This is a genomic window from Clostridium minihomine (assembly GCF_900240385.1).
In the GTDB taxonomy this organism is placed as follows: Bacteria; Bacillota; Clostridia; order Oscillospirales; family Acutalibacteraceae; genus Faecalispora; species Faecalispora minihomine.
Window position 1 is genome coordinate 337,025 of the sequence record NZ_OEQH01000002.1, and the last position, 12,064, is coordinate 349,088.

The following is a 12,064-nucleotide window of genomic DNA, read 5'->3' on the forward strand; positions in this document are numbered from 1 at the left end:
GTTTTTCGGCTTATGCCTCCCATTTATAGCCCAGCCCCCAAACCGTGACAATATGCTTGGGGTTGCTCGGCTCATCCTCTATCTTCATTCGCAGACGCCGAATATTCACGTCTACGATTTTTTCTTCCCCGTAATAGGCATCTCCCCAAACATGTTTGAGGATGTCGGAACGATCCAACGCTTTGCCGGGATTCGAGAAAAAATACTCCATAATCTGAAATTCCACCTGAGTCAGCTCAATGGGGCCGCCGTCTTTCATCAAAGCACGGTTGCGCAGATTCAAAGAAAAATTGCCGGAACGAATTTCTTCGCGGAAATTATTTTCGGTGCGCATTTCTGCTATGGCAACCCGGCGGTAAATCGCATCTACCCGAGCCACCAGTTCACTGGGACTGAAGGGTTTTGTCACATAATCATCGGCGCCCATCATCAGGCCGCTGACTTTATCCATTTCCTGTGTTTTTGCAGTCAGCAGAATAATGCCCACTGAACCGCTTTTTTGCCGCAATTCCCGGCACACAGATAAGCCGTCGTGTTCCCCCGGCATCATAATGTCTAAAATCACCACATCAAAAGCACCGTTTTCCTGCTGGTAAAGAGACAGGGCCTGATCCCCATTTTCTGCCTCGGTCACTTCATAACCGGCCCTTTTTAAATTGATGACCACAAATTCCCGAATGGTTTGTTCATCTTCTGCCACCAATATTTTCTTCATTGCCTGGTTCCTCCTGTCCGCTTTTATTCCTGTGAAGAAATCAGCCGAAAGCTGTTTGTAATATCGTTGATGTTCAATGCCAACGCATGATCCGGCTGAAGAATCGAAGCCGCATAAACTACCGCGTTTTTCTCCTCCAGCTTATAAAACCCTTTGGCCGCTATTCCGGCATTCCACTCTTCCTGGGTAAATTCCTGTATTTTTAACAGCCCTGTTCCCACCGCGCCGGTAACATTGCTGTTGGTCGCCTCCGCAGCCGGCAGCCATTCGTAAAAGGTCAGCGATCGGGCTTCCCGGTCAACCTTTACGGTAATTTTTTTCTGCCACATTTCGGGGATTAAAAACCAATAGCCGCTTTGCTGGTTAATAACCATGCCCATCACCCTGTGCAGGTTGTCTGTAGCACAGTCATACCGCTGCCAATTGGTAATGGCACACGCCTCATCCGGCAAAGGCAGCGAATACCCCGGCATGGGATTAACGATGGGTATTTCAATCAGCGTGTCGCCGTTAATATCACGAGACACCACATTGGTATTGCGCAGCGAAAAATTAGCCGTCTGTGTTCCCACATCAAAAAACGGGGATTGAAGCAATTTTTTCTGCGAGTCCCAAAACAAAACTTCCGTTACATAATTGCCCCCGCTTTTCGCGCCATCCAGCACAATTCCAAATTGAGAGGGATCAATCATGCCGGCGGTTACCGAAGCATACCGGGTAACACCGTTATCCAGATGTGCCGACCCAATGGTTTCCACCATATTGTCCGTTACCCGCAAAAGGCGGGCGATCGCCGCCTGATCTGCTGTAGAAACCGAAGCGGTAAAAATCTCATCAAAAGTATCGTTGTCAAAGTCCCTCACTTCCATTTCATTATAAGGCTGGTTATAAGAAAGCTCGGTCATTTTTCCATCCTTATAGGAAAAAATACTGATGGAAGAGGTTTGGTTCAAAGCACTGCCCCAACCGACAATCACATCATTTAGGCCGTCCCGGTTCACGTCGCCAAAGCATACCTTATCCACCTGAGTGGCCGCATTGCGAAAAGAGCCGATTTCCGTCCACTCTTCTTCTCCCCCACGAATAAAAGAAATGGTAACACCACCGCTTTGATCTGCGTTTTCATACAGCGCAATGGCGTCTTCTTTTCCATCCCCGGTCAGATCCCACATTAAAATTGCCGAGCGGTAATCCCCCCGGCGCGGATAACTCAATTTAATCTGGCCGTTCGTTTTCGCTTCCAATACCTGATGAATTTTCTCTTTATTTCCGGTTGCCCGAGGCGGGCGCATCAGTGTCTGAGGATCCAAACTCACCGAAGAACAGCCGGAACAAAGCATAGCCAGTGCCAGCACCGCGGCAACAATCCGTTTCCTCATCCTTTTCACGTCCTTTTCCATCCTAGTATAGGCAGATTCTAAAATACCATAAAGCTGTAAACCAAAACCGGGCTGTGGTTCAATGTTCTCTCAGGCGTCGGAAGCTCTGCTTTCGCTTACGCCGTGAGGTTATTTAAACCAAAATCCCCACCTAGTCTTACGATAAAACCATAAAGCTGTAAACCAAAACCAAGCTGTGGTTCAATGTTCTTTCAGGCGTCGGAAGCTCTGCTTTCGCTTACGCCGTGAGGTTATTTAAACCAAAATCCCCACCTAGTCTTACGATAAAACCATAAAGCTGTAAACCAAAACCGGGCTGTGGTTCAATGTTCTTTCAGGCGTCGGAAGCTCTGCTTTCGCTTACGCCGTGAGGTTATTTAAACCAAAATCCCCACCTAAGTCTTACGATAAAACCATAAAGCTGTAAACCAAAACCGGGCTGTGGTTCAATGTTCTTTCAGGCGTCGGAAGCTCTGCTTTCGCTTACGCCGTGAGGTTATTTAAACCAAAATCCCCACCTAAGTCTTACGATAAAACCATAAAGCTGTAAACCAAAACCGGGCTGTGGTTCAATGTTCTTTCAGGCGTCGGAAGCTCTGCTTTCGCTTACGCCGTGAGGTTATTATAACATTTTGCCTATTAAAAAAATAGTACCAAAACTGTAATTTCAGGAACAAGTCACACCACTTTAAAATATTCTGATCTAATTGGGGAAATAGATTGACATTTCTAAAATCAACGCATATAATACATATGAACAGATATTCATATGTTCATATGAGCAAAGGAGAATATGATTATGAATGGTACCGATCAAATCTTGGAACAGTGTGATTCTGTTGGAATCCATCCAGACGTAATTGAAAACACAAAAAAGAAGATGCCCAGCGATGAGCTTCTCTTTGATTTAGCGGATTTTTTCCGCATTTTCGGTGATTCCACCCGGGTGAAGATCGTGTGCGCCCTGCTATCTTCTGAGCTTTGCGTTTGTGATATTGCAGAGCTTCTGGATATGTCCCAATCGGCAATTTCTCATCAGCTGCGGGTGTTAAAGCAAGCCCGGCTGGTCAAATTCCGCCGTGCGGGCAAGGTAGTCTATTACTCTTTGGACGATGAGCATATTCAAGGGATTTTTAGCTTGGGTCTAACCCATATTACTGAAAAATAAATCGGGAAAGGTGTGAATGGATCAATGGCCGTAAAAACCACCAGAGAATTTTCAGTGGAAAATTTAGGATGTGCCCATTGCGCTGCCGAAATTGAGCACGAAGTGGGAAAACTGGACGGCGTTTCTTGTGCCACATTGGATTTTGTATCCAAAACCTTGCGGGTAGATTTGCTGGATACGGAACGCTTTGAAGAACTTTCTGGAAAAATGCAGCAAATTGCGCAAAACCACGAACCGGATATTCGCCTGACCGAACGGCACCCGGCAGAACCGGGGGAGCGGATGCTCTATTTAAAGGGACTGCACTGTGCCGACTGCGCCGCAAAAATTGAACGGGAAGTCGCAGGACTGGACGGAATGCAAGAGGTTCAGCTGAACTTTGCCGCCCAGCGGCTTTTGCTGAAAGCAGAAAACAAAGAAAAGCTGCCTGCCCTGACGCGGGAAGCGGTGCAGATGATCAATACCATTGAGCCGGATGTGAAGGTGGGCTTTCGCGAGGAAGAAGATTCGGAGAACGAAGACGAAACAAAAGAGAGGACCTCCCGAATCGTTTTGGCCATTGGCGTAGTAATATTCCTGGCAGCCATTATCATTCCCGCTGCGGGATTCGTTTTGCCGCCCGTTGCGGAATTCCTGCTGTTTTTTGCAGCATACCTGATGATCGGCGGCGAAATTTTGCTGCTGGCCCTGCGCAACATTCGCCGCGGGCAAATCTTTAATGAAAACTTTTTGATGTCTTTGGCCACCGTGGGTGCTTTTGCCATTGGAGAATTCCCCGAAGGCGTTGCCGTTATGCTGTTTTACCGAATCGGCGAATTGTTCCAAGACATGGCGGTGAACCGTTCCCGGCGCTCCATTAAATCTTTAATGGACATTCGCCCCGACTTTGCAAACCTGAAATTGGGTGAAGAAGTTCGCCGCGTTTCCCCGGAAGAAGTGGGAATTGGCGACCTGATTGTGGTAAAACCCGGTGAAAAGATTCCTTTGGACGGCGTCGTAACGCAAGGTCATTCTTCTCTTGACACCTCTGCATTAACCGGAGAATCCCTGCCAAGAGACGTGGAACCCGGCAGCACGGTGCTGTCTGGCTCCATTAACCAGACCGGTCTTTTGACCATAGAGGTTGAGAAAGAATTCGGAGAATCCACCGCTTCCAAAATTTTGGAGCTGGTGCAGAACGCCGGAGGAAAAAAAGCCCACACAGAAAACTTTATTACCAAATTTGCCCGTTACTATACCCCCGTGGTGGTTTTTGCCGCAGTTGCACTGGCAGTGATTCCTCCTATGGTAGTGCCCGGTGCTACCTTCAGCGACTGGATTTACCGTGCTCTGGCCTTCTTGGTTGTATCATGCCCCTGTGCTTTGGTCATTTCGATTCCCCTGAGCTTTTTCGGCGGAATCGGCGCGGCTTCCCAAAAGGGAATTCTAATCAAAGGCAGCAACTATCTGGAAGCGCTGAACAATACCGATACCATTGTGTTTGACAAAACAGGCACTTTAACTAAGGGCAGTTTTACGGTAACGGAAATCGTTTCGGCTGGTATCAGTGATGAAGCCCTTCTGCGCTATGCGGCTTTGGCCGAAAGTGCATCTACCCATCCCATTGCTTTGTCTGTACTGAAAGCCTATGGCCTGCCGGTACAAGAAGGCCAGATACAGGAACAGCAGGAAATTGCGGGCCACGGTGTTCGCGCTTTGATTGACGGAAAAACCATTCTGGCGGGCAACAGCCGCCTGATGGAATCCGAAAACATTTCCTTCCAGCCGGTATCTGCACCGGGAACCATGATTTATGTGGCAGTGGACGGAGAGTATGCCGGACACCTTGTCATCGCTGATGAAATAAAGCCCGACAGCCGCAAAGCAATTGCGGAATTGAAACAAGCAGGAGTAAAAACCATTGCTATGCTGACCGGCGATAACGCAATCGTCGCCGATCAAATTGCACAGAAGCTTGGTATCGATACGGTTTATTCCGAGCTTTTGCCCCAGCAGAAAGTGGAACGGGTAGAGCTTTTGGATAGCCACAAAACCCCCGGCGGCAAACTGCTCTTTGTGGGGGACGGCATCAATGATGCTCCGGTTCTGGCCCGTGCAGACATCGGCATCGCCATGGGCGGCATCGGTTCTGACGCAGCCATTGAAGCTGCAGATATCGTTTTGATGACCGACGAACCTTCAAAACTGGTCAGTGCGCTGAATATTGCCAAAAAGACCCGGCGCATCGTCTGGCAGAACATCGTGTTTGCTTTGGGTGTCAAGGTAATCATCTTGGTTCTGGCCGCTATGGGAATCGCTTCTATGTGGATGGCCGTTTTCGGCGATGTGGGCGTGGCCTTGATTGCCGTACTGAACGCCATGCGCGCGCTAAAAACAAAATAACGTCTTTTTCTTAGCAAACAGCTGCCCGGTTCTTCCAAAAGGAACCGGGCACTTTTCTTTGATACGCCAGCGTTTCTCAAGCGCATCGCCTGTAAAGATTACAAAACCGTTATTGGTCCGAAACGGTGTGTTTGGAAAAAATTCTTTATTTCTTCACAAATGTGGGCTATAATAATGAAATGTTTGGGATGGAATGCAGTGTTTCAGAAAACTGCTGAATGCCTGTTGTATGAACCAGGCGTGGCTTCGTCTGGGCCAAAACAATCAGGAAAGGGCATGATATGATGCAAGACACTTCTTCGGTCGCCAGCAGCAAAAAGAAATGGTTTACCACAATCACTTTGGTTCTTTCGATTGCGGTTATTTTATATTTTCTGCTTACGACCGATGGTTTAGATGCGCTTTTAACTCTTTCGAAAACCATTCAGCTGCAATGGCTGGGGCTTGCACTTTTAGCGGTTTTTGGCCGCTATCTGATTGAAGGCTATGTGCTTTTGATGCTCTCGCGCCATTTGGATCCTGCCTGGACGTTTCAAAAATCCTTTACCGTTGGAATGGTGGGCTTTCTTTACAGCGCCCTGACCCCATTTTCTGCCGGTGAACCCATGGAGATTTACACCATGGATAAAATGGGAATGAGCGCCGGGGCTTCCAGTGCAGTCATTGTGGTAAAAGCTTTGATTCACCAAGTGGTGATGATGGTTTACTGTCTATTTTTTGTTGCGGTAAGACTCGCTTATTTCCGCAGCGTATTAAACAATATCGTTGTGGTGATTTTGCTGACCCTTGTGGTCAACAGCGTGATGATCACCATCATGCTGGTTGTCATGATCAACAACAAGCTAACCCAAAAACTTCTGCGGTTTATCATGTCGGTGCTTCTGCGCTTTAAATGGTGCCGCCGCCCCAAACGGCTGTACCGTAAAATTCGCAATCAACTTTATACCTTCCATGACGGGGCCGCTTTAATGGGGCGTTCTACGGGCTTGTATGTAAAATCTGCCGTATGGACTTTGATACAGATCACTTTGGCCAGCGTAATTCCCTATTTAATTTACCGCAGCTTTACCTTGTACGGCGGTTCCTTCTTTACTATGCTGGCGGCCGATACTTTTGTAACGATGGCTGCAGAATTCGTTCCCCTTCCCGGCTCCTCCGGCGGTGCTGAAGGCGGCTTTTATCTGTTTTTCCATGACATTTTCGGTTCCACCATTTTCCCCGCGATTCTGCTGTGGCGCATCATCGCCTATTACAGCAGCATTGTGTTCGGTTACCTGACAACATGGGCCGCGGCGAAAAAAAATCTAATTTAATTTTCCCTTTGCCCAAAAATCCGAACACCGGCTTTTTGGGCAATTTTATTTGGTACGTGTTTCCCTGAAAAAGGTCTTCTATTTTTACAAACTTTTAGGCGGGAAAAAGAAATCCTTTTCTCGATATCCAATGTATGTTATACTAATTAAGTAATATAACTTTCTGGATCGGCTCTTCTTTGTGTTCTCTTCCACCGACCCTTTTCTTTCGCCGGTGGCCGCTGAAGCCCGGTCTAAATATACGCGAAAGGAAGTAAGGAATGAGAGATATCTTAATTGATTCACTAAAAGAATCGACTCAGTCCGTTCTGCCGATCTGCGCCATCGTCCTTGCCTTCTCATTTGTATTGCCCTTCACAACCCTTTTGCTTTTTTTATCTGGGGCGGTTCTTTTGATTCTTGGCCTGAGCATTTTCACTCTTGGATCCGACATGGCTATTCTTCCTATGGGGGAAGCAATTGGTTCAGAGCTGACTCGATCCAAAAAAATTGGCTGGATTGCCGGGGGCGGCTTTTTAATCGGCCTTGTGGTTACCATTGCCGAACCAGATTTGCAGGTGTTGACCAAACAAGTTCCCGCTGTGCCCGACATGGTTTTGGTGGGTTCTGTCGCTTTTGGAGCCGGTGCTTTTCTGGTGCTGGCCCTGTTACGCATTGTGTTTCAGATTAATCTGGCTTACTTATTCATCGGTTCTTATATTCTGGTTTTTCTGGTGGCCGGAATATTCTCACCCGATTACCTGGCCGTAGCTTTTGATTCCGGCGGTGTTACCACCGGCCCCATTACGGTACCCTTTATTTTGGCTCTTGGCATGGGTGTATCGAATGTTCTGTCCAGCAAAAACAGCGAAGAAGATAGTTTTGGCCTTTGTGCCCTTTGCTCGATTGGCCCGATTATCGCCGTGTTGGTAATGGGTATTTTCTATGATTCCTCCGAATCCGGCTTTGCCTTTGAGTCCCCGGCCGAATTGGAGCACATCTCGCAGATTCTGCCTTTGTACGGTTCCCAGTTTCTTGGTTCTTTGCAAGAGGTTATTGTGGTACTGCTGCCCATACTGACTATTTTTATTTTACTTCAAATATTACGGCTGCGCCTTTCCCGCACCAAAATGATTAAAATTCTGGTAGGAATTGTTTATACTATTTTGGGTTTGTCGGTTTTCTTGACCGGCGTAAACGTCGGTTTCATGCCTGTGGGACGTTTCTTGGGCGGCCACATCGCAACTCTTTCCTACAGCTGGATTTTAATTCCGTTGGCTGCATTGCTTGGTTTCTTTATTGTGACAGCGGAGCCCGCAGTACATGTTCTGAACAAACAGGTTGAGGACATCACCAGCGGCGCTATTTCTCAGAAAGTGATGAAAATTGGATTATCCGTCGGCGTTAGCCTAGCTGTCTGCTTGGCAATGCTGCGCATTATTTACCAAATTGATATCTGGTATTTCCTGCTGCCAGGCTATGCCATTGCTTTGATTCAAACCCGCTATACCCCAAAAGTATTTACTGCAATTGCATTTGACTCCGGCGGTGTGGCAGCCGGCACAATGGCCGCAGCATTCCTGCTCCCCTTTGGCGTGGGCGTCTGCGAAGCTGTGGGCGGCAACGTAATGACAGATGCGTTCGGCATGATAGCAATGATTGCCACCCTGCCGCTGATTACCATTCAGGGCATTGGCATTATCTTTCAATATAAAAGCAAAAAAGCATCTATGCTTGCAACCGATACCGGCATGCTGGTTGATGATATGATCATCGAAATGGACGGCGAGGAAGACTCGTTCGGTGTAACGGTTTCTATGCCGGAACAAGCACAAGAGTCTGTGAATTTACAAGCAGATACTTCCGCAGAAACCGAGGAAACATCTTCAGACCCAAATCGCTCGGCCTCTCAGGATTCGATCTCTTTGCAGAACATCCACACAGAAAATCAGGAGTCGGCTTTGGAAGAAACAACCGGAACAGACAACCCGGACGCTCAAAGTGCTCCCCTTGTTACCATCCCGGATGATTCTGCAGAATCTCAAAATCCCCCCACAGAAAACGAATAGATTTCGGTTTTATTCCTCAACGAAACACGTATCAAAGGGAATCTCTCGGTTTTTGAGGACAAAATTTATGGGGATGATAACCCGAAAGACAACTATCTTAGAGAATACAAAAGAGTTGAAACCCGGCAAAAAGCACTTGATTTTTTGCTTTTTCACACGCTTTGGAGAAGGTGCCTATCTTGATTTGTTTAGGAGGTTCGTATGGAGCAAACATTTGGACATAATTTGATTTTGGTCATTGTCAATCAAGGCTTTGCCGCAGAAGTAATGGAGTCCGCCAAGTCTGCGGGAGCGACCGGCGGAACCGTGATACACGCCACAGGATCCGGAATGGAACATTTTGAAACCTTTTTCGGATTAACCTTAAAACCAGAAAAAGAACTGATTTTAATTCTCACGCCGCAGCACCTGAAAAAAGGAATTATGAGTGCGGTTGTAGATGTTCACGGCCCAGGAACAGACGCAGACGCCTTCCTGTTCTCTCTTCCGGTTGACAAGGTGTCAGGCTTAACAGCACAAAAATCCGAAGTGAAAAAACAATAACAAATACCAAAAGCACGGCTAGTTCTGTTCGCAGACTACAGCCGTGCTTTTATTTTGAAAAAGACCCTTGCTTTCTTTTGAAAAGGCTTTCTTTTTTGTTTGCCTTGAGAATCTTTAATGATACAATAATGATGATCCAAGGAAATCTTAAAGATAAGGAAGGTAATCGCATGAATCGAAAACTAAAGCAGCAATTGAAATTAATGAACCACACACTGAATACCATCGCAAAAAACCAAGCCTTAATCTACTTAAAACTGGAAGAGCTGGACAAACAGGTAAAAGAACTATCAACCGATCAAAAAGAGTCCCAAATCGGGAGCTCCAATGATTGCACATAAAAAGCCCCCGGCAGTTGTTTCTCAACTGCCGGGGACAAAATACACTTACAGCGAATAATAATCGCTGCTTTGATAGTCAAAGGAATCGCTCCATCCGGAATTGGAACTCTGTCTGCCCACATTCTCTGCCAGACGGAATTTTTCCAACTCGCGGTACAGCACCTGGGACTGCGAGGACAACTCTTCGCTGGATGCGGAGCTTTCTTCTGCGGCAGCCGCATTCGACTGCACCACATTCGAAATTTGCTCCAGCCCGCCAGTAATCCGAGAGATTTCCTGTGCCTGCTCTACACAAGCCTTTTCAATTTCCAGGATCGCTGCAGAAATCATGTTGGATTTTTCCACGCTGCCATCCACCATGTCTGACACTGTTTGAGTCATGCTGGCCCCTTCTGAAATTGCCCGTATTGTTCCACTGATCAGCACACCGGTTTCTTGCACGGCCTGTGCGGTTTTCGTGGCCAAAGAGCCAACTTCTGCCGCTACCACGGCAAAGCCTTTTCCGGCAGATCCGGCTCTTGCGGCCTCAATAGATGCATTGAGTGCAAGAATGTTGGTTTGCTGGGCAATGGATTGAATCAGTTTTGTAATATCCTCAACCTGAGACGAGGTTTCTTTTACCTGTTCCATTGCCGCATTGAGCCGGCTCATCTGCTCTTTGGTACGGCTCATATCCTCTGTGACCAAACGTATCTGGCCCGCAACCTCTTGTGCCCCGGCTGCGTTCTGATTGGCCGCCGCTTCCACTTTTTCCACGGCATCTGTCAGCTGCTCCACCGAACTGGACTGCTCTGAAGCACCTGCCGCCAGCGACTGTGCACTGGACGCCACCTGATCCGCACCGGCATTCACCTGCTCGGCCGACAGGCTGATAGCACCCAAGGTATCGTTAAGCGACTCATAGATTTGCACCATAGAGTCGTGAATCGGCTGAAAATCCCCCACATATTCGTGGGTTACCTGAGAACGCATATCGCCTTGTGAAATGTTTTCCAAATGATGTGTAATATCCCCGATCATTTCTGCCATGTTCTCAATCAAGTCTTTGCAGGCCCGAGTCAGCCGCCCGGTTTCATCCTGGCGATTCACCAGCTCGGTGGGCGGCGTATGCACATCCCCCTGAGAAAGCAAGGTCAGCCGCTCGGTTACCGTTTCAATGGGCTTAGTCAAACGGGCAGCCCAGCGATACATAAAGGTCAATCCACCGCCAGCAGCCAGAAAACTAATCAACAGTAAAATAATTTCTTCTTTGGCCTTTTCCCGCTCATTTTCTTCCATTGCTATGTGAATGTCGTCAAAATAGTTTCCAGAGCTGATGTACCATCCATAAGGCTCAAAAAGCTGGGTATAGGCACGCTTTTCAAAAGCGCCCTCGTATCCGGGTTTGGTAAAATAGAACTCTGTATATCCGCCGCCTTGATCACCGGCAGCAATTAAATTTCGAATGTAATAGATCCCTTTTAAGTCTTTTGCGTCATAGCGCATCTGACCCTGATAGTCCGGATTCAAATGGACTGCACAAAGGCCGTCTTTCATATCCGCCCAAAAATATCCGTCACCCTCATTGTACCGGGAATTGCGTACAATGGTTTCTGCCGTAAGCCTCGCTTCTTCTTCCGTAATTTCCCCCGCCTGCTGGCGCTCGTAGTTGGCTTGCAGCGAAGTGACAACACCTTCTACCGCAACTTTTATTTGATTATCAAATGCCAGTGTTTTTTCTTCCATGGCGGTATCAAACGCACGTCCAATAAAGTAATAAGCCAAGCTGGTCAAAATCATAATAATGATCAGCAGCTGCACACCGGCAAACCGCACAATTCTGCCCTTGAGCTGCAATGATTTCAATTGAAACTTCAAATCCCCCACGCCTTTCTAACATTTCCTTTTGAATTTTAACAAAACGGTATCTGTCCATCCCATAAAAAATTCTGTTACAGTCAGAATCACCCTATCTATTCCTCTGATTTCGGCTAAAAATCCAATTAATAAAAGGAATCAGAAAAATCCTATTGCATAAAGCAAGACCATTTTATCTGTAAAGCTTTTATCCTTGTTCCACATCGGATTTTTTGAAGAAGCAGCCGAGTCAGCCCTACCGCTCTTTTGTTAGGATTCTATTACCGCCCAAAAATTCATCATATTAAATATCGTCCAAATTTGTCGATAAATTAGTAA

9 protein-coding genes are annotated in these 12,064 nt (G+C 47.1%); 6 read left to right on the plus strand and 3 right to left on the minus strand.

Annotated elements, in window-relative coordinates:
- Window positions 1-10: 10 nt before the first annotated feature.
- Window positions 11-715: a response regulator transcription factor gene (locus tag C1A02_RS05405; protein ID WP_101697189.1), complete on the minus strand. Its 705-nt coding sequence runs from the start codon at window positions 713-715 to the stop codon at window positions 11-13.
- 23 nt (window positions 716-738) lie between these two features.
- A complete protein-coding gene (locus tag C1A02_RS05410; protein WP_101697190.1) occupies window positions 739-2,094 on the minus strand; it encodes an FG-GAP repeat domain-containing protein in 1,356 nt (451 codons plus the stop codon).
- A gap of 799 nt (window positions 2,095-2,893) precedes the next feature.
- Here C1A02_RS05410 and C1A02_RS05415 point away from each other — a divergent pair.
- The 6 genes from C1A02_RS05415 to C1A02_RS13460 all read left to right on the plus strand — a co-directional run bounded on the left by C1A02_RS05415 (window position 2,894) and on the right by C1A02_RS13460 (window position 9,889).
- Window positions 2,894-3,262, plus strand: coding sequence for an ArsR/SmtB family transcription factor (locus tag C1A02_RS05415; RefSeq protein WP_101697191.1), 369 nt, complete (start codon window positions 2,894-2,896; stop codon window positions 3,260-3,262).
- A 24-nt stretch (window positions 3,263-3,286) separates the two neighbouring features.
- Window positions 3,287-5,644, plus strand: coding sequence for a heavy metal translocating P-type ATPase (locus tag C1A02_RS05420; protein ID WP_101697192.1), 2,358 nt, complete (start codon window positions 3,287-3,289; stop codon window positions 5,642-5,644).
- 281 nt (window positions 5,645-5,925) lie between these two features.
- Window positions 5,926-6,957, plus strand: coding sequence for a lysylphosphatidylglycerol synthase transmembrane domain-containing protein (locus C1A02_RS05425; protein ID WP_101697193.1), 1,032 nt, complete (start codon window positions 5,926-5,928; stop codon window positions 6,955-6,957).
- Window positions 6,958-7,217: 260 nt separating this feature from the next.
- Window positions 7,218-9,005: a DUF1538 domain-containing protein gene (locus C1A02_RS05430; protein ID WP_101697194.1), complete on the plus strand. Its 1,788-nt coding sequence runs from the start codon at window positions 7,218-7,220 to the stop codon at window positions 9,003-9,005.
- A 201-nt stretch (window positions 9,006-9,206) separates the two neighbouring features.
- Window positions 9,207-9,548, plus strand: a complete 342-nt coding sequence (locus C1A02_RS05435; protein ID WP_101697195.1) for a P-II family nitrogen regulator — start codon at window positions 9,207-9,209, stop codon at window positions 9,546-9,548.
- Between the two features lie 170 nt (window positions 9,549-9,718).
- The gene (locus C1A02_RS13460) at window positions 9,719-9,889 is read left to right on the plus strand and encodes a hypothetical protein (RefSeq protein WP_164997155.1); all 171 of its coding nucleotides are present in this window, start codon (window positions 9,719-9,721) and stop codon (window positions 9,887-9,889) included.
- A 45-nt stretch (window positions 9,890-9,934) separates the two neighbouring features.
- Here the strand turns inward: C1A02_RS13460 and C1A02_RS05440 are convergent, their stop codons facing one another.
- Window positions 9,935-11,746: a methyl-accepting chemotaxis protein gene (locus C1A02_RS05440; protein ID WP_243577929.1), complete on the minus strand. Its 1,812-nt coding sequence runs from the start codon at window positions 11,744-11,746 to the stop codon at window positions 9,935-9,937.
- Window positions 11,747-12,064: the final 318 nt, after the last annotated feature.